The sequence below is a fragment of the Methanosphaera sp. WGK6 genome (assembly GCF_001729965.1).
In the GTDB taxonomy this organism is placed as follows: Archaea; Methanobacteriota; Methanobacteria; order Methanobacteriales; family Methanobacteriaceae; genus Methanosphaera.
In genome coordinates, this window is record NZ_JRWK01000005.1 from 13,158 (window position 1) to 32,770 (window position 19,613).

Genomic DNA, 19,613 nt, shown 5'->3' on the forward strand with positions numbered 1-19,613 from the left:
ACTTTGAAAAATAGAATTAAAAATTTAGAATTAAAAATTAAAGTATAAAATTAGAAAAATGGGAGGTGAAGAGTGTTTTTATATTTACTCACCATTTAATGTTTTTTTAGCTGCTTCAAGCATGATTTTTTTCTCTACTTTAGCAACTAATCTTCTTATTGTATCAACTGCATCAGTATTTGCAGAAATACTGTCAATTCCAGCTTCTACTAATATTTCCACTATTTCAGGTTTACTACCTGCTTGTCCACAAATACTTGTTGTTACTCCAGCAGCTTTACATTTTTTAATTACACTTTTAATTAATTTAATTACTGCAGGATGTGCTTCAGTGTAATGTTTTGCTACTAACTCATTATTTCTATCTAATGCTAGAGTATATTGAGTTAAATCATTTGTACCAAAGCTTACAAAGTCAAGTCCTTCTTCTATGAAGTCTTCTATAATTATTGCAGATGCTGGTGTTTCTACCATCATACCAAAGTCTACATCTTTATGAGGTTCTAAACCTACAGATTTTGCTATTTCTTTAGCTTGATGTAATTCTTCAGGTTTATGTAATAATGGTAACATTACCCCAATATTAGTATAACCTTCTTCATGTAATTTTTTGATAGCTTTGAATTCAGCTTTGAGAATAGCTGGTTGATCTATTTCTCTTCTGATTCCTCTCCAACCAAGCATTGGGTTAGCTTCATCAGGTTCATTTTCTCCACCTTCTAATGTTTTAAATTCATCAGTTGGTGCATCAAGTGTTCTATACCATACTGTTTTTGGATAGAATACATCAACTACTTTTAATATTCCATCTACAAGAACTTTTACAAGTTCATCTTCACGTCCTTCATCAATGAATTTGTATGGTACTGTTCCTGTTTCTAACATCATATGCTCAGTTCTGAGTAATCCTACTCCATCAGCTCCTGTAGCATGTGCTCTTTTTGCTGCATCTGCCATACTTACATTTACTTTTACATCAGTTACTGTAATTAATGGTGTTGCTACTTGTTGGGTTGATGTTACTTCTTGAGTATTTGCTTCTTCTTTTACAAAGTCCCCTTCATAAACTAATCCTTTTTTACCATCAATGGTTATTTTTGTATTTTCTTTAAGAACTGTTGTTGCTTCACCAGTTCCAGATACACATGGAATTCCAAGTTCTCTTGAAATAATTGCTGCATGACAAGTTACTCCACCTTCATCTGTAACAATACCATTTGCTCTTTTCATAGCAGGTACCATGTCTGGTGTTGTCATGGTTGTTACTAGTATATCTCCATCAAGTATTTTATCAAGTTCTTCTAAGTTTTTGATAACTTTAACAGTACCTGATACTAAACCTGGACTTGCTCCTAAACCTCTTGTGAGAATTACTCTTTCAGAGTCATCTAAAGAAATTCCATCATCAACATCAGTTATATCATCTAATGTTGTAATTGGTCTTGCTTGTAGCATGTATACTTTTCCATTTTCAACACCCCATTCAGTATCCATTGGAGCACCATAATGTTTTTGTATTCTTCTACCAAGAGTTGTTAGTTGTTCAAGATCACTATCTTCTAGAACTTTTTTATCTTTAAGTTCTTCTGGAACTTCTACTTGTACAGTAGCACCTGTTTCTGGATCTTTTGTGAACATGGTTTTTTTGGTATTTATTTTGTATGATTTTATTTCATCATTAACTTTATCATAACGACAAGTATCAGGAGTTACTGTTCCAGACACTACTCCTTCTCCAAGACCCCATGCTCCTTCAATAAGCATTTCTTCTGCACCTGTTGATGGGTCAACTGTGAACATTACACCTGCTTTTTCAGAATTTACCATTTGTTGTACTACAACTGCAATTAATACTTGAGAATGATCAAAATCATTTTCTGCTCTATAGAATATTGCTCTTGCTTCAAATAATGAGGCCCAACATTTTCTTACATTGAATAAAACATCATCTATTCCAGAGATATTTAAGTAAGTTTCTTGTTGTCCAGCAAATGAAGCATCAGGTAAATCTTCTGCAGTAGCTGATGATCTTACAGCTACTACAACATCATCAAAATCCACATTTACACATAACGCATTGTATGCTTCAATTATTACACGTTGGATATCATCAGGAATTTCAGTTGTTGTAATTAATTCTTTAATATCTTCTGCTACTTGTTGTAATTCCGAAGTATTATTAATATCAAGGCCTTCTAGCATTTTATTAATTTCATCAACTATTCCTGTTTTTGTTATGAATTTAAGGTATGTTTCTGAAGTTATTACAAAACCAGGAGGTACAGGAATTCCCGCATTTGTTAATTCACCTAGGTTTGCTCCTTTACCTCCAGCAATAGGAATATCTTCTTTACCTATTTGTTCAAAAAATTCAACATAATTCATATGTAACACTCTTCTTAATATTTATTCCATTATTTCTGAAATTTTATTTATATAACTTATAAAGGATTAAAACTAATTTTTTGAAGGAAATAATTAGTTAAATTCGTGGGTTATATAAATTCCACTATTTATTCTATTATTAAATCCTTTTGTATATTCTTTGTAAAAAGTTATAATTTGTCTATTTAGTATTGAACAAGGTCGTTACCTTTGTCAATTACTAATTTACAACTAACTGGTAATTTCATTGCAGCTCTGTTAAGTGCAGTTTTTGCACTTTCGAAATCTTTTACATTTACATATGCTGTAATTACTCTTTGGTTTGCTCTTACTAAAGCTTCAGAACTAACTGCTTTACCGAAAGCTCCTCTCATACCACTTTGAACCCTATCTGCTCCTGCACCAGTAGCCATAGGATTTTCTCTTACTATGTGGTGTGGGTATGTTCTAATTTTTAATCTGTAACCCATTTTACCAGTTGTTCTTTGTAAATATCTGTTTGAAGCAATCCTTGCTGCTTCTAAAGAATTGTGTGTTAAATGTGTGTGTTCTTTAACTGCTAAACTTACTTCTAATGGAAATTCTTCTGATAAATTACCCATATCATATTGTACAATTTTTGATGCTGGGATTTTTCTAATATATTCTTTTCTCATGTATGGTCTAACCATTTAAATTCTCCTCCTTTTAAATAAAAGATTTTTTTATTTTAAAAAAAATATCTAAAAAATATTAAGTAATAATACAATAAATAGTATTCTTAAAATCAAATTAATCATTGAATGATGTAATTCGAATATACTAGTTTATGATATGTTAAAGATATTATATAAAAATAGTGTTAATAAAAATTCATAGTATAAATAATACTATTATTAAAGTCTAAATAAAACAATTAATTAAACAGAATATCTAGTATTGTTCTAAGAAAACATTCATATAATTTTATTATATAAAAATAAAACATAATATATAATTAATTATTAATATAGGATTTATAATTATGAAAATAAAAACTAAAATAACTTTTACATATATTGAAAATAAATATGCAAAAATCGCATATAACTCATTATATCCAGATAATACTGATTTTATAGAATCTCATGTTGAAGACAATAAACTTATTTGTTATATTGAAAATGAGAAAATAACCAGTGTTTTAAATACTATTGAAGATTTAATTCACTGTGAAAAAATGATAGAAATGACTTCTACCATGATTTAAAAAAAAAATAAGTGGGATAAAAATCCCTATTAATTACTTATTCTTCATCATCAGATAATACTTCAGGAGCTTCTTCAGTTTCTGTTTCTTCTTCTGGTTCTGGTTTTTCATATTCATCTATGAATTGAACTTTTTCAATTTCTTCGATGTTTTCATAGATTTCTCTAGCTACTCTGAATTTAGATAATGTTACTTCTTGTACAGATCTTTGTTCAAATCCTGCTAATTTATCTAAAGTGATTTTTGCTACAGCATCTTCTATTTCAATTTCTGTTTTTTCAACATCTAAAGTTGGATTTCCATAGTATACTTTAATTAATCCTTTGATTTTTTCATCATTGTCTGTAATTGTATCTACTATTTCTAATTCGTATTCAATATCTTTACCTGCTAATTCATGGTTAAAATCTACTCTTACTCTTCCACCATCAATTGTTCTTACAACACCAGGATTTCCTTCTAAGGTTAAAGGCATGCCTACAAATGGTTTAATGTTTTGTTTTTTGAATTCTCTCATTGGAATTAATTGAATTAAACTTGGGTCTCTTTTACCGAATGCTTCTTCACATGGAATAACTACTGTTTTTTTGTCTCCTACTTCTAATTCTTTAATTTCATCATGTAATTTTGGAATTAATTGAGAAGATCCTACTGCTAAAACCATAGGTTCATAGTCTTTGTTTTCATTTTTGATACCTGCTTCTTCAGCAACTTCTTCATATGTAGTATCAAATACATCTCCAGTTTCTTTTACTCTTCCAGTGTAATTTAATTTTACAAAATCTTTTTCATCTATTGGCATATTATTCCATTATCTCCTATTAAATTATTTTTTAAATTAAGTTTAAATTTGTTTAGAACTTCTTTATTTTTATATCCTAATATTCTAATCGTTTGTGGATAATTATTAATATATTTATGTACTTCATCCTTTAAAATACATGCTTCTAAAACACTTAGAATTCTTTGTTTTCTATGACTACTAAATCCAAATGTAATATTTTCTGATAAGTCATTAATACTATCAAAAGGTCTATTATTAATTATATTATCAACGGTACTAGAATCCATAAGAGCTAAATTTAATAAATCATCCCTTGATAAAGAATTAACATTATTTAATAATGTTTTTTCTGCTCTTATATCATGTAGTGGTGCTTGATTCAAATTAATTTCTTTTTCTAACATTGAAATTGTTTCTTCAGGCAACATGTCTGATAAATCATTGAAATCATTATTTGATACTTTTTCACGTATCTTAGTACCACTTACATTTTCTAATCTTGGAATAAAAATAAATTTATCCTTATAATCAAAATTAAGTTTTGTTAATGATTTAGATAGGGATACAATAACATAATCATCATTGTTTAATTTCCCTTCGAGTAACACTTTTTTATCTTCCATAGAAATAATTTTATATGGTTTTGGTGCTACACCCTTACCATTATTTATGTAATCAAGTATTATTTTAAATTTAGGGTCATTACTAATATAACCTCTTGGAATATAATCAGTATTTAATGCTTTGAACATTAATGACAAACAAAGTGAATATTGTCCAGAACCCATAATTCCCATAGGTGGTCCTTCTACAACAATATCTGCACCCACATCTATTGCAAGTTGGGCTCTTTTTCTTCTATGTAATATATATGGTAAACCTCTACCATTACGTTCAAAAAGACCCGGTATAATTGCAACAAATAAACATTCAGGATGTAAACGTTTAGCTTCATTCATACAAAATAAATGTCCCTTATGTAAAGGAGAATATTCTGTAAAGTCTGCAATCACAGGAGTTATATTTTTTTTATCCAATATTTCTAAGCCATGTAATTTTAAATCCTTGTAAAATTGTTTTCTATCATTCATCAAATTATTCTCAACAAATTCATCAATTTCCATAAACAACCAACACTAAATTAATAATATAAACTATATAAAAAAAGTTATGTTTAAACTAATATAATAAATCTTTTTTAGAAAGAGAATACTTATATAGAAATAATACAACTAAAAAAATAGGATGTGCATTAAATGGGAAATATTATACTAAAAAATTGTAAAACAATAGATAATAATATAACAAACCTCATTATTGAAAATGGAAAAATCAAAAATATAAAAAATTCATTACTACCCTCTGATAAAACCACTGATAAAATTATGGATATTCATGAAAATATAATTATTCCTGGCCTAATTGACACACATGTTCATCTAAGAGACCCTGGATTAACATATAAAGAAACATGGGAAAGTGGAAGTCAAGCAGCTGCACATGGAGGATACACAACAATAATAGATATGCCCAATACAATACCCGTCACAGATACACGAAACGCATTTCTAGAAAAAAAAGAAATAGGCAAAAAAAAATCATATGTTGACTTTGCACTACAAGCAGGAGTAAAAAGTCAAAAAGATGTTGAAGAGATACAAAAAGAAAATCCTGCAGCATACAAAATATTCATGGACTTACATACAAATAAAGAACTAGATGAAATGTTTAGTTTCATAAAACAAACAAACAAACCACTATGCCTACACTGTGAAGATAAAACAATAGTCGATTATAATATAAAAACACTAAGTAAAAATCCTGAAAATAAACATAAAACAATAACATATAGTTATGCAAGAAGTGCACTGGCAGAACTCATAGCAGTAAATAGAGCAATTGAACTTGGAAAAAAATATGACTTACAACTACATTTATGTCATATTAGTACAAGACAAACACTAGAACTTATACATGAAGCAAGAGAAAAAATAAACATATCCATAGAAGCCACACCACACCACATATTCTTAGATAATAATACATACAATACATATGGTATAAAAGCAAAAACAAATCCTCCACTAAGAGATAAAAATCATAATATAACATTAAATAATCTAAGTGAATTTGATAGTATAGGAACTGATCATGCACCTCACACAATAGAAGAAAAAGAAAAAGACACATGGACTAGTGCTGCAGGAATTCCAGGACTTGAAACAACATTAAAATTAATATTAACTGAAGTAAACAATAATAATTTAACATTACAACAAGTGGTAAATCTACTAAGTACTAATCCTGCAAAAATATTTAAAATTCCAAATAAAGGACAAATAACAAAAAATTATGATGCGGATATCACAGTACTTGATATGAAAGAAACTGGGAAAATTAACATAGATACATTCTACACCCATGGAAAATACAGTCCATTTGAAAATAAATCATACAAAGGAAATAATATTATGACTATAAATAGAGGAAATATTATCTGTGAAAATGATGAAGTATACAAACATGATACAAAATACATATATTAAAAAATAGAATAAATATTCCCAAATATTTCCTTTTTTTTATAAATAGAATATCTTATAATCAAAAAAAAATTAGCTTATTTTATAATATAGAACTAGATTTTAAAATAAAAATTAGAAAATTGAAAAGTAAAAAATAAAGGAAATAAATATAAGGTTTAAGTTTCCATAGTAAGAACTTGTTCCTTTTTATTATTTCCTAGTAAAAAAGTACAATAGTTCTTTGAATAAAGTAATGCAGGTCGTACCTTGTCTACCTAAGTAATACAGATCGTACCTTGCCTACCCTATTTCTAAACTATTTTAAAATATTTAATACTTTAAAGTTTACTTGGAAAACTTCAGTTTATACTTATGTAATACATCATATATAAACTATACCCTTATATTGCCCTTATTTTATAAACGTAATCATCTTACTTATAAAGCAGGGTTGATTAAGTCACGTTCACCGCTAGGCATGAATTCTCTGATTGCACCTTTTGCGATTGCTTTTCTTGGGTGAGTCCAATCGAATTTGAGGTGTTTATCTGCAAATGCTACTTTGATTAGTGGGTTAAGTGCAAATGCATCTCCTCTTGCTGCGTGAGGTGCTTGAGCGATACCTGCATATTCAGGTTGGTGACCTACGTTCATTGCGTAGTTAGGGTAGTTAGGACCTCTTAATTCGTGAATAAGTCCTTCGTCACTTCTAATGGAAAGTGAGTTGGATGATCCACATTGATCTTGTAAGTCGTAACCATAGAATCCTAATCTGCTGTGTCCTTCTTTGTGTAATAATTGACTTAAGTACCATCCATTTACACCTGCGTTTGAGTTAGCAGTTGCGAATGCTACGGAACAACCTGCACCTGCTGCAAGTACAGCTGCTCTTTGTGATCCACCAAAGTGGTCTTCTAAAGCTGCAGGGATTTCGTATTGTTCTAATCCGTATAATGTTACTTCACTTGCAATGTCTCTTACTACATCAGAGGTTGCTTCAGCTTGACATAATCCACCGAATTTGTTTTCTACATAATCTTTACCGTAGTAAATGAAGTCGTCTAAGATTTCATCTGTGTATGCTGCAGTAGCATATTGTGTGAATCCTACACCACCAGACATGTATGAACCTAACCATACTTGGTCATATAATGGTGCTGCTCCACCAATAACTTCTAAAGTTACTTCTGCAGGATCATCGGTTACTCTGCTTGCTTGTACCATATCAGAGAATGCACCAAAGGTTACACCTCCAGGTTCATTAGGTCCTCTTGCTCTTCTTGATGGCATTGCAGATGCCATGGAGATAACGTCTGCGTGTTTTGCTGCGTATGAGAAATCAGCAATAGCTGCTTCTCCTGCACATAATTTGTATGCAGAAATGAAACTCATACCAATTTGCATAGCAGACCATCTTGAGGTTGTACCTCCGTCACAAGCACGTACTACTAAAGTAGGTACTCTACTTACTTGGTATGTTTTTTTACCTATGTATTTTTTAAGCATTTCAGCTTGTTCTTCAGGGAATTCTTTGTTGATGTCAATAACGAATCTTTGATCTAATTGATCTAATAAGTCATCGTCTCCAGTGAAGATTTTTGCGTAGGAATCTGTAACTAATCCAGGGTCAACTTCTACCATGTGTTCTTGTACAACTGCTCCTCCAGGGAGTGCGTGGTTGATTGTTTCTAAGTATTCGTTGATTGTTTCAGGAGTTACTTCTACACCTAATCTGTGTTCAAGTACTCCGTGAGCTGTATCCATACCTACAATTACTGTTCTTTTTATATCGTCAACTAATTGTTGGATAGCAGAGTTGTTACAGAAGTGAAGGTCGTCTCCTTCTACGTATGTGTCTGTTCCAGATACTTGGTATGCCATTAATTTTCTTTGTCCAAGAGGTACACCTATGTCTGGGTTGTAGAATGGTAGTCCGTCACGTTCTTCCATTGCTTTTACTGCTTCTTCATTGAATTCTCTTTTTCTTGCGGATTGTTCCCATCCACCATAGCAGTAGAATTTAGTGTTTTCTTCTTTAGGGTCTTCATCGAATTTTTCTTGTAAAGCCTTTAAGAATAATTTTTTATCATTATCCATTAGTTACCACCTAATTTACTTTGTAAATCTTTATTGAATACATCTATTCCATATCCACCTTCAGTTCTTGCAAAGTGTACTTCTTCTACTACTTTGATAACTTCAGCGTCGTCTCTTAAACTTACGTTGTCGTTTCTGTAGATGGTTGTGATGTTTTTGAGTTCTTCTTCTGGTAAAGGTTCTCCAACATCAACTGGTTCGTCAAGTTCTACTCCTACTTGATCTTTTACGTATACTACGTGACCGGTTTCTTCATCGAATACATATCTTTGTAATGCGTCGAACATTAAACCGTTTTCATCAAGTCTTAAAGAGTGTCCGTGTACGGTTGCTCCTCTTAAACCTGTTTTTGCTGAATCGAAGAATTCGGATTCTAATAATAATTTTGAGGTTTCTTCTAAGTCAGATTCTCTCATTTCAATTACTTGTCTTCCTGAGAGTGTACCTGTGTCTACTCCTCTGAATCTTCTCATGTATGATCTTGCTCTGTCGTATGGTTGAGCTGGTGCATTATACATGGAATCTGCGAATTGTATGTATCTTACACGAATTCCTTTTTTAGCTCCGTCGATTGGTTCTACGAAGTCTTTCATTGCATCTTCTTCAAAGTCCATTTCATCAAGAGGTGGGTGTACTGTTTTGTAACCTTCTCCTGGGTTTCTGTGACTTAAAAGTTTTACGATGTCATCATCTGCAATAGTTCTTAGTTTTTTAAGTTCATAATCTGGATTCATGTGTTTTTTACGGTTTTCTGCAATAACACTTTCTCCAGGGTAATATTGTACGTCATATGCCATTTACAATCACCTGATATATCTTATAGTTTCTGATGATTTTGCATTTGGATCAACTAATCCGATAAGTCTTGAATCTATTTTATCTTCGAAACCTTGTCCATATTTCATATAATCTGAAACTGATGTGGTTGTCTTTGTAAAGATACCTACTGACACATTATATCCAAAGTTCAAAGTTTCATCTAAAATATTATTGACTTCTGTTACAAAATCTTCAAGATTGTCTAATTGGACTGTTAAAATAATTTCACCAACAGATACGCGTAGTGGAACTTCATTACCATTTATATTAATAGTTTTTCTATCTGTGTGATTTACTGGTTCTCCTCTTGCAGGACCCATAGTAACCACTGTAGGTAATGATTCACCATTAATTAAAACTCTTAGAATTCCATCTAATTCCATTATTTGGCTTAAGATAGTTTCAGTAGTTTTTGGTTTTAGAATCCGATCTGGAAATATTTTCACATCGGTTGCTTTGATAACATTTATTTTTGTTTCATCTACATCTGTTGACATTTTTTTAACTTCCATAATTAGATTTTATCTTTTATTTGACTAGCTCCTTCAGCAACATATTTTACTGGTTCTCTTAAGTTATCTACACTACTGTATACTTCTCCAACTAATCCGGATGTAGCTTCTACAGAGAACATCTGTGTACCTGCATCTAAGGACATAGCTGCTGCGTTACATGGTATAGCGTAACCTTTACTGTGTCTTGTTACTACGTGGTTACCGTTGAAGATACCAGGTCCTCCACCACCGTAAATACCGTGTGAGAAGAAACTCATACCTACTCCTGTACCCATTACTCTACCAAAGTCTACTCCAGGTAAACCTGCTTCGTATTCTAAGATATCGTTAAAGTATAAGATAGATGATGCAATACCTTGAGCTGCTCTTGCTGCACCTACGTTTACAATGGTAGCTGCGATAAGACCTGCTGCTGCATATGCATTCCATAATGCCCAGTCAACTGGTTCATATAATTTGTATCCGGAAGGTAATGTTTCTTTTACTTTGATTACTCCGTCATCTAATGCTCTGGATAATAAAGCTATTATTACATCTCCAAGAGTACCTTTACCGTTTTCTTTTACTAAGTCATAAACTAAGTTGTTTGCGTTTAATCCTTGGAAAGCTAATCCTAAGAGGTGGCTTCTTTCGAATGCACCTATTGCATCACCCATTTCGAATGTTGCAGTTTGTTCGAGGATTGAAGATAAAGCTACTGCGTTAAGAGTATTTTTCTTTGTGATAGCTACTACGTGGTTTGCACCAATGTTTCTTAGACTGTAACCTAAACCTTCAAGGTGAGTTGTTTGACCTAATAAAGTGGTTAATGCTCCGCCTAATTTTACATTGTGTGGGTATCCACCCATAGCTGCTGTTTTAATTTCAGAAGCTTGATATTTGTTAATATCGAATGTATCAAGAATTGATTGAACTAATGCTGCTCCTGTTGCTAATGGTGCTACTGAGTAATCTCCAGCAATGTCTAATCTTGAGGAAGGAAGTTGTACTAATACTTGTTTTCCATCGTTTAAGATTTTTAAATTGAAATCATCATCGTCACTAACTTTTAAGATTTTAGTCATTTTGTCAGCAATTGCATCTGCATTGTCAACAATGTCTAATTCTAATTCTCTTCCAGGAATAAAGTTAGCTTTTCCACCGTATGCTCCGTTTGCTAATGATTTTTCAATACCTGCTAAGTTTACAGCAACGGAACGCTTAATTTCTTGTATAATACTTTTTATTGTTGGGTTTACTAATGGACTTATTGCTTCTAGAGGTACTTGTTCTTCTAAAATTTTTCCATCTACCCCATACAAATCTATTTTGTCGTCATATGTTGGCATTTATATGTACACCTCTTAAATTATATTCATTAAGAAATGAAAATATCATATTCATTCCGGGTTTGTATTTCCATAAATCTCTTCTAATTTCACAATTATAATACTTGTTACAGCTCATCAAATACTTAGTTGGTAAAAATATTTAATGAAACAAGATTATAACCACGTGTTTTTACATTAATTTAAATTAATAATGTTTTATGTGAAAAAGAATTCAATTTAACCAATTGATTGAATTTTTTGGATTAAATTTAAGTAACAGAAATATACCCCTCCAACTGTTATCTAAAAATACATTTCCTTAATTGTGCTCAAATATTCATACAAAGAATAATACTCCTAATATCCTATAATACTCCAAATGTAATTAATTTACATAATTATACAACTTAGGATGTAATTTAATAACCGTTTATTAGTACGTTTAATTGACATAAGTAATACAAAATATAAACATTATTATGAATATTTTATAATACCCTATGTATTTGTAATAAATATTCTTACAATTGAAATATATATTAAGAATAGACATATAAATGTTTTTAATTTTTATTTTGAAAAAATAAAACAAATAAACTATAATGAATTTTTTTTAAGTCCAGTAATCACTGAATTAATTTTAGTTATATCTAAAAAATATTCAAGATACTTTATTAATAATAAAATTAACTTAAATTCAATTGATGTTAAATTAGATGGAGATAATAAATGATAAAAATCATGATAAATAATATTGAAGAAAGAAATTTTTCTGGAGAAGACATTGCAAAAATACTTCTTGAAAAAAATGAACGTAAACTTAACATACTATATGAGAAAGCATCAACTATCCATAAACATAATCATAACTCAATATCTCTTGAAACTTGCATATATTATCCAACAATTTATAAAATTAAAGATAATTGTCCTACTTGTGGTTATAAAACACCTGAATCTAAAAAAGAATATAATCCAAAATATATTCAAAGTATTGTTAATCATAATTTAAGAAAAATATTTGACTATAACATAACTGCAATTAATTGTTATAATAAAGGAACATCTAATTTTTTTGAATTAGAAAACATTCTTAAAATATTAAAAAACTATGATATACCACTAAATTTAAAATTAAATAATCTTTCCAATTATTATAAAATTAACAATCATCATATTAACTCATTAATAATAGATTCTAGTTTAACAAATCACAATAGATATAATCAAAGAAACCTTGCAGAAAATAAGAAGCAAATAGATAAACTATATAAAATAATAAACAGTACTTCTAAAATTAAGATAGTATGTGAATTTATGATTAATAATTGTGAAACACATATAGACTTAAAAAATACAATTGACAATATTATAAACATTAACCCAGATACAATTGAAATTGTAGGCTATGATCCATTTTATGATTCACCATATGAATATAATCCCCAATACTCCCTCATGTATTTGAGAAAAATTATAGCAATATTACGTATTATATTTCCAAAAACTAATTTAAAAATTAAATATGCTTCAAATAAAAATAATGACTTCAACAATATTTTAAAAATAGGTGTGAATAAAATTAGTGGTATTTACACAGATGATACACAACCCCAATTATTTAATATAGATAAAATTAATGAATTTTTATAAAAGAATTTTTAAATGAAATAGAAAATAAGAATTTGATAAAAAAATAAAAAGTATAGATTCATTAGTCAAGATAAACTCTCATACTATGATTCTATTCCCTATTTGTATTATTTTAGTCATAATTTGTTCAAGATGCAACAAACAATATGTAAAATACAATACCCTATTGTTTAAACAAACTAATTAATATTTGAAAGAAAAAAAGAATAAGATTGGAAAATCTTATTCTTAATATACACTCTTCTTTAGAAGATTGTATTTTTAGATATTACTTAGACTTTTTTTACTAAGTTACCCATGTGATCATATACTTCTACAGTAGATAATTTCATTTGGGTATCTAATTGGTGAGTAGCACATGAAAGACATGGATCGTATGCACGAATAACCATTTCCATTAAGTTGAAGATTTTGTCGTCAACTTCTACTCCAGGTTTTATGTAGGTTTTTGCTACTTGTTGAATACCCATTTCCATTGCTGGGTTGTTTTGTACTGTAGCTACTACAATATTTGCTTTGGTTACTAAACCGTTTTCATCAGTTTCGTAGTGGTGGGTTAAAGTACCTCTTGATGCTTCTACGATACCTACACCTTTACCAGTGATTTGTTCACGGTCGATAGCTCCAGGACGTTTTTCTCCACTTAAGTCTCCTTCAAGTCCATCTACAGCTAATTCTGATGCTGCAACTAATTCGATGAGTCTTGCTGGGTGGAATAATAATGTTTCTTGAGCGTATCCAAAGTTGTCTCTGAATTCATTTAATAATTCTTGTGCTCTTTCTGCTGGGTCAGGCATTTTTGTACATACGTTAATTCTTGATAGAGGAGCTACTCTGTATACACCTTCAGGGTATCCTATATCTTTAATGTATGGGAATTTTAACCAGGAGTATGGTTTTACGCCTTCAGCTATGTAATCGGTGTAATCTTGTGATCCGAATTCTGCATATTTGTTTCCTTCATTATCACACATTCTTACGTTACCGTTGTACATATCCCAACTTCCATCTTTTTTGTTAACTAATCCACAGTGGTATGTGTTAACGTAACCTAATGTTTTGATTAAATCCATATTTTCTTCGAAAATAGGTTGAGCAGCATCCCAAGTATCATATGAAAGTTCAAGAGCTCTTTGTGCTTTTACTAAGTTATCTTTTTGTTCTTCATCGGTTAATTCTGTGGTAATTCCACCAGGAGTGTTAGATACTTGGTGAATTGGTCTTCCACCGACTGCAGCTACAATATCTTGTGAATTTCTTCTTAATTCTAAAGCTTTTTTAGCTAATTCAGGAGCATCTTTAATGATTTGGAATACGTTTCTGGTTTTTCTGTCACTTCCACCTATGAAATCAGGTGCAGATAAGAAGTAGAAACTTAATGTGTGTGAGTGCATTACAGAAGCCCAGTTCATGATTTCTCTCATTTTGTAAGCTGCTGGTGCAATTTCATCATCATTATATCCGAATATTTGATCACATGCTTTAGCTGCTGCTAAGTGATGTTGTACATCACAAATACCACAGATTCTAGGTACGATTCTTGGTACTTCTTCAATTGGTCTTCCTTGTAAGAATTTTTCAAATCCTCTGAATTCCATTACATGTAATTTTGTATCTTTTACATTTCCTTCTTCGTCAAGATCTACGGTAATTTTTGCGTGACCTTCAATTCTTGTAACAGGTTCTAATGTTAATTCTACCATTTATGTTATCCTCCTAATCTAGTTTTTAAGTTTCATTGGGATTAAAGCTGATGCTAATGTGTATGTGTAGAATGTTCCTACAATATCTTCTACTTGTTCAGCAACTGCTTCAGGGTCTACTGTTTTATCTTCTTCTACTCCAAAGTCAGATGAGATAGCACTTATCATTTTTGCACCTGCATCTAATACTTTGTCAGTAGGTCCGTAACATCCACGGCATGGTGTATCTACTGTTGGACATTGTGCTCCACATAATGGACGTGTTGCTGGTCCTAAACAGATGATACCTTGTGGTACAAGACATAAGTCTTTGTCTGTTGCTCCAACTTCCCATGGTCTTTTAATGGTATCCATTGCCATACCCGTAGGTGGTTTTTCTCTTTCACATACATCACAAAGGTTGTTATCAGGTATTTCTACTGGTTCACCTTTTACTAATGCAATTATTACTTGAGCAATTACATCAGATTTTGGTGGACAACCAGGTAATGCTGCATCTACTTTGATTACGTCAGATAATGGTCTTACTCTGCTTTCTAAGTGTGGTACAGATTCACTAGGTATGATTTGATCAGGGTTTACAGTAGAGCATGAATTGAAGTATGCTTCTTCTTCTAATTCTTGAACTGTGTGTAAGTTACCTAATCCTGGAATTCCTCCAAATTCAGCACAAGTTCCGTATGCAATTACCATGTCAGCTTTTTCTCTTAAGATTTCTGCTAATTCACGGTTTTCTTCATTACGGATTCCACCTTCAATTAATAAGATGTCCATGTGTGGAATTTCATCATATTTTGTATCCATTAATACTGGGCTGAATTCAAATTCAGTGAGTTCTAATACATCTAATAATAATTCGTGTAAATCTGTTAATGCGATGTGACATCCAGAACATCCACCGAGCCACATTGTTCCTATTTTTACTTTATCTGCCATGTACTTATGCCTCCTGTGCTAATTGTGCTTTGAGTGGTGAAGGACCTAATTCTTCTATTTCAGCAGTTACTCTTCTGATTGTAGAAGCAAATTTTTCACCTTCAGAAGCTGAAATCCAGTCATGTTGAACTCTTTGTTTTTCAATTCCAAGTTCATCTAATAATCTGTAAACTAATCTCATTCTTCTGTCAAATTTATAATTACCTGCATCGTAGTGACAGTCACCCATGTGACATCCACCAATGAATACTCCGTCTGCTCCTTCTCTTAGAGCTTTGAGAACAAATTGAGGTTCAATTCTTCCAGAGCACATTACTCTGATCATTCTTATATTAGGTGGGTATTGCATCCTTGATGTTCCTGCGGTATCTGCTCCACCATAGCAGCACCAGTTACAACTGAAAACGATTATTTTGATATCGTCGTTAGCCATATTTTTTCCTCCTATTTAAAAAACATGATTATTTTTTCAAATAATCTAACTCATTTTATCATCTAAATGATTTCGACATTTAAATTAATATTTAAACACGTGTTTATTGTACTGTTTTTATTATTAATAATAAGTTGAAGTACAATATTAAAAAAAATGTACAAACTAAAATAATGTACAATATTATATCACTATTACTATTATTATAAAGGTTGTTTAAAAATAAGAACCGTTAAGTTTAAATATAATGAACTAAAATTTTGTCTATTTTAGGTTAATATAAATAAAAAAAATAAATAAAAAAAACAATTATAATATCTTTAAAAAGTAATTAAAGCGATTAAAACTAATTTTATTTTTTGATAATATAAATATAAAATACCTAAAAATTTAGGGATACCTAAAGAAATATTATGATAAATTATTACAATTACACATACCAAAACACAAGCATTACACAAATAATACAGGCAATTAAATATAAAAGAAATAATATAACACTGTTAATTAAGATATAACATTGTTAAATAAACCCATTTAAATAACAGTGTTATATAACACGAATTAAGTATAAAAGATAAAAAATATAGAAATTAAATTACATTAAAAGAAAATAAAAAGATATTAATTTAGAAAAATATTTTCTTATAATAAATATTATTTTTTAAATCTAGAAAATAATTCGGTGATTAAATGCTACTTGAAATTAAAGACTTAGAAGTAGAAGTAGAAGGAAAAAAAATACTAAAGGGAGTTAATCTCAATATAAATGAAGGTGAAACACACGTATTACTTGGTCCAAATGGTGCAGGTAAAAGTACTTTATTCATGACAATACTTGGATTTCCAAAATACAAAGTTACAAATGGAAAAATATTTTACAAAGACCAAGACATTACAAACTTAGAAACTCATGAAAGAATCAAACTAGGACTAGGAGTAACATTCCAAAATCCACCAGCAATAAGAGGAGTTAAATTAAAAGATTTACTCAAAATTGAAGATGAAAAACATGAATATAAAACAGATGAAGAACTTACAGAAGAAGTACTTGCATTAGGTGAAAGACTAAAATTAAATGAAAATTTCTTAGAAAGAGATGTTAACCTAGGCTTTTCAGGTGGAGAAGTAAAAAGATCAGAATTACTCCAATTATTAGCACAACAACCTGATTTCATAATGTTCGACGAACCAGATTCCGGTGTTGATATAGAAAATGTTGAACTAATATCCAAAGAAATCAGCACTCTTCTAGATCAAAACAATGAAAATAGTGAAAAAAGTGGATTACTAATAACTCATCTTGGTTACATACTTAGATTTGTAAAAGCAACACATGCCCATGTATTAATCGATGGAAAAATAAACAGAACAGGAAAACCTGAAGAAATAATGAATGATATAAGAACATCCGGATTTGGAGATGCATAAAATGGTTTCAATTAAAGATAAAGCAGAAAAAGCAGCAAATAAAAAAGCAGCTGTTGGTGCTGATGTAGATTTAGATGAATATCATGCATCAGACATAGACGCACATGAACATCTTGATTCATTAAATGATTTAACTAAAAGTGACAAAGAAACCCTCACCAGTGTAGGAATAGAAATTGATGAAAAAGAAAGAGCAGCATCATTCCTACAAATGGACCAATCAGAAGTTTTCGTAAATAATATGTTCCCAGGAGTAGAAGTAATGGGAACTGCACAAGCATTAGATAAATATGATTGGCTACAAGACTATATGTGGAAAGCTGTACAAGTAGATGCAGATAAATACACAGCAACTACAGAATTAGGAGAAACAAGTGGATACTTCATAAGAAGTGAAGAAAATACCAAACTAGACATACCTATTCAAGCATGTATGTACATCGGTGACGATGCAGTAAGACAAACTGCCCATAACATAATCATAGCTGAAGAAAATTCTGAAATAAATATTATCACAGGATGTTCAACAGCAGCCCATGTAGATAATGCTGCACATATTGGAGTATCTGAATTCTACCTTAAAAAAGGAGCTAAAATAACATTCACCATGGTACATAACTGGGCTAAAGAAGTAGATGTTAGACCTAGAACTGGAGTTATAATGGAAGACAACAGTACATACATATCAAATTATATACTAGCAAATCCAGTTAGAAACCTACAATCATACCCTACCGCTTATGCTAATGGAGAGAACTGTAAAGTATTCTTCCAATCAATTCTTGCAGGAAAAGAAGATTCATTAATAGATCAAGGATCTAGAACAATACTTGAAGGAAAAAATTCACAAGCTGAAATGATTACAAGAGCTATATCTGAAGATGAATCCACCATCATAACTAGAGGTGATTTATTAGGTAAATCACAAGATGTTAGAGGACATCTAGAATGTATGGGATTGATATTATCAGATGATTCAAAAATATATTCAATACCTGAACTTAGAGGTGAATGTACAAACATGGAATTATCACACGAAGCTGCAGTTGGAAAAATAGCTGAAGATGAAATACAATACTTAATGGCTAGAGGTTTAACTGAAGATGAAGCTGCATCTATGATTGTAAGAGGATTCCTAGATATCGATATTAAAGGATTACCTGATGAATTAGCTAAAGAAACCAAAAAACTCATGGAAATGAGTATGGAAGGAATGTAATACATTCTTCCCAACATCCTTCTTCTTATTCTAAAATATCACATACAGAATACTTTTTTTTGAATTTTTGTAATATATAATATAATAAATCAAATTTAAACTACAACTATTATTATTTGTAATAATTTATGACTTTAAGAGAACATTCACTAAACTAATAAAAAAATAGATTATTACATGATAAAATAACTTGAAAATAAGATAAAGAATGTCTAAAAAAAAGAATATTTAAAAAAAAATAGGATAATCCCAGAGATTATCCTCCTGTTTCCCTGAAATTATCCTGAAATAATTATAAATTCACCGACTTTTTCAACTTTACCAAATGGTACACTTAATAAGTCACCATTACGTTTAGCACCTTTAACACTGACATTTCTTTCACTATCAGTTTTAATAATTATTTCAGTAATTTTACCAGTTCTTTCATCGATTGTTAATTCTTCTAGTTGTCCTAGAATACGTGCACTATTAGTTGCTACTTGATATCCTGCAATATCATTCCATAATTTTTCTTCGCCTTTGATTAATTCCCTTTCTGTCATACATGTCCACCTAAATGTTTTATCATGTTA

17 protein-coding genes are annotated in these 19,613 nt (G+C 30.5%); 5 read left to right on the forward strand and 12 right to left on the reverse strand.

What is annotated here, in order from left to right:
- Positions 1 to 84 precede the first annotated feature (84 nt).
- Both ppsA and rplJ read right to left on the reverse strand, forming a co-directional pair.
- Entirely contained in the window at positions 85 to 2,385 is a 2,301-nt protein-coding gene (gene ppsA / locus NL43_RS03470; protein WP_069592660.1) for a phosphoenolpyruvate synthase, read from the reverse strand.
- A gap of 185 nt (positions 2,386 to 2,570) precedes the next feature.
- Complete coding sequence (rplJ, locus tag NL43_RS03475; RefSeq protein ID WP_069592661.1) at positions 2,571 to 3,056, reverse strand: 50S ribosomal protein L16; 486 nt, start codon at positions 3,054 to 3,056, stop codon at positions 2,571 to 2,573.
- Positions 3,057 to 3,388: 332 nt separating this feature from the next.
- On the opposite strand from rplJ, the gene NL43_RS03480 reads away from it, so the two are divergent.
- Positions 3,389 to 3,613 carry a KEOPS complex subunit Pcc1 gene (locus tag NL43_RS03480; protein WP_069592662.1) on the forward strand — a complete coding sequence of 75 codons (225 nt, stop codon included), beginning with the start codon at positions 3,389 to 3,391 and terminating at the stop codon, positions 3,611 to 3,613.
- Positions 3,614 to 3,650: 37 nt separating this feature from the next.
- Here the strand turns inward: NL43_RS03480 and NL43_RS03485 are convergent, their stop codons facing one another.
- The gene (locus tag NL43_RS03485) at positions 3,651 to 4,415 is read right to left on the reverse strand and encodes a peptidylprolyl isomerase (protein ID WP_069592663.1); all 765 of its coding nucleotides are present in this window, start codon (positions 4,413 to 4,415) and stop codon (positions 3,651 to 3,653) included.
- Positions 4,406 to 5,521 (reverse strand): nucleotidyltransferase family protein, encoded by a 1,116-nt coding sequence (locus NL43_RS03490; RefSeq protein ID WP_069592664.1) that lies wholly within the window; start codon positions 5,519 to 5,521, stop codon positions 4,406 to 4,408. The genes NL43_RS03485 and NL43_RS03490 overlap by 10 nt, the downstream gene beginning before the upstream one ends.
- A 132-nt stretch (positions 5,522 to 5,653) precedes the next feature.
- On the opposite strand from NL43_RS03490, the gene NL43_RS03495 reads away from it, so the two are divergent.
- Entirely contained in the window at positions 5,654 to 6,943 is a 1,290-nt protein-coding gene (locus NL43_RS03495; RefSeq protein WP_069592665.1) for a dihydroorotase family protein, read from the forward strand.
- A 417-nt stretch (positions 6,944 to 7,360) separates the two neighbouring features.
- Here the strand turns inward: NL43_RS03495 and mcrA are convergent, their stop codons facing one another.
- From mcrA to mcrB, 4 genes are read right to left on the reverse strand one after another with little or no spacing between them, the layout of a single operon-like run.
- Positions 7,361 to 9,019: a coenzyme-B sulfoethylthiotransferase subunit alpha gene (gene mcrA, locus NL43_RS03500; protein ID WP_069592666.1), complete on the reverse strand. Its 1,659-nt coding sequence runs from the start codon at positions 9,017 to 9,019 to the stop codon at positions 7,361 to 7,363.
- Positions 9,019 to 9,816: a coenzyme-B sulfoethylthiotransferase subunit gamma gene (gene mcrG, locus NL43_RS03505; RefSeq protein ID WP_069592667.1), complete on the reverse strand. Its 798-nt coding sequence runs from the start codon at positions 9,814 to 9,816 to the stop codon at positions 9,019 to 9,021. Before mcrG ends, mcrA begins: the two co-directional genes overlap by 1 nt.
- 6 nt (positions 9,817 to 9,822) lie before the next feature.
- Entirely contained in the window at positions 9,823 to 10,335 is a 513-nt protein-coding gene (mcrD, locus tag NL43_RS03510; RefSeq protein WP_069592775.1) for a methyl-coenzyme M reductase operon protein D, read from the reverse strand.
- 17 nt (positions 10,336 to 10,352) lie between these two features.
- Positions 10,353 to 11,681, reverse strand: coding sequence for a coenzyme-B sulfoethylthiotransferase subunit beta (mcrB, locus tag NL43_RS03515; protein ID WP_069592668.1), 1,329 nt, complete (start codon positions 11,679 to 11,681; stop codon positions 10,353 to 10,355).
- Positions 11,682 to 12,392: 711 nt separating this feature from the next.
- Between mcrB and NL43_RS03520 the strand changes: the two genes are divergently transcribed.
- The gene (locus NL43_RS03520; RefSeq protein ID WP_069592669.1) at positions 12,393 to 13,316 is read left to right on the forward strand and encodes a hypothetical protein; all 924 of its coding nucleotides are present in this window, start codon (positions 12,393 to 12,395) and stop codon (positions 13,314 to 13,316) included.
- A 272-nt stretch (positions 13,317 to 13,588) separates the two neighbouring features.
- Here the strand turns inward: NL43_RS03520 and NL43_RS03525 are convergent, their stop codons facing one another.
- The 3 genes from NL43_RS03525 to NL43_RS03535 are packed head-to-tail and all read right to left on the reverse strand — an operon-like array spanning position 13,589 to position 16,388.
- On the reverse strand, positions 13,589 to 15,019 hold the full coding sequence (locus tag NL43_RS03525) for a Ni/Fe hydrogenase subunit alpha (RefSeq protein WP_069592670.1): 1,431 nt from the start codon (positions 15,017 to 15,019) through the stop codon (positions 13,589 to 13,591).
- Positions 15,020 to 15,037: 18 nt separating this feature from the next.
- Positions 15,038 to 15,955: a F420-nonreducing hydrogenase gene (locus tag NL43_RS03530; protein ID WP_069592671.1), complete on the reverse strand. Its 918-nt coding sequence runs from the start codon at positions 15,953 to 15,955 to the stop codon at positions 15,038 to 15,040.
- A gap of 4 nt (positions 15,956 to 15,959) precedes the next feature.
- Positions 15,960 to 16,388 carry a hydrogenase iron-sulfur subunit gene (locus NL43_RS03535; RefSeq protein ID WP_069592672.1) on the reverse strand — a complete coding sequence of 143 codons (429 nt, stop codon included), beginning with the start codon at positions 16,386 to 16,388 and terminating at the stop codon, positions 15,960 to 15,962.
- A 693-nt stretch (positions 16,389 to 17,081) separates the two neighbouring features.
- On the opposite strand from NL43_RS03535, the gene sufC reads away from it, so the two are divergent.
- Positions 17,082 to 17,819: a Fe-S cluster assembly ATPase SufC gene (gene sufC, locus NL43_RS03540; RefSeq protein WP_069592673.1), complete on the forward strand. Its 738-nt coding sequence runs from the start codon at positions 17,082 to 17,084 to the stop codon at positions 17,817 to 17,819.
- A 1-nt stretch (position 17,820) separates the two neighbouring features.
- On the forward strand, positions 17,821 to 19,038 hold the full coding sequence (locus NL43_RS03545; protein WP_084790385.1) for a SufD family Fe-S cluster assembly protein: 1,218 nt from the start codon (positions 17,821 to 17,823) through the stop codon (positions 19,036 to 19,038).
- A gap of 278 nt (positions 19,039 to 19,316) precedes the next feature.
- On the opposite strand, the gene NL43_RS03550 is transcribed toward NL43_RS03545, so the two are convergent.
- Positions 19,317 to 19,583: a PRC-barrel domain-containing protein gene (locus tag NL43_RS03550; RefSeq protein WP_069592675.1), complete on the reverse strand. Its 267-nt coding sequence runs from the start codon at positions 19,581 to 19,583 to the stop codon at positions 19,317 to 19,319.
- Between the last annotated feature and the right edge of the window lie 30 nt (positions 19,584 to 19,613).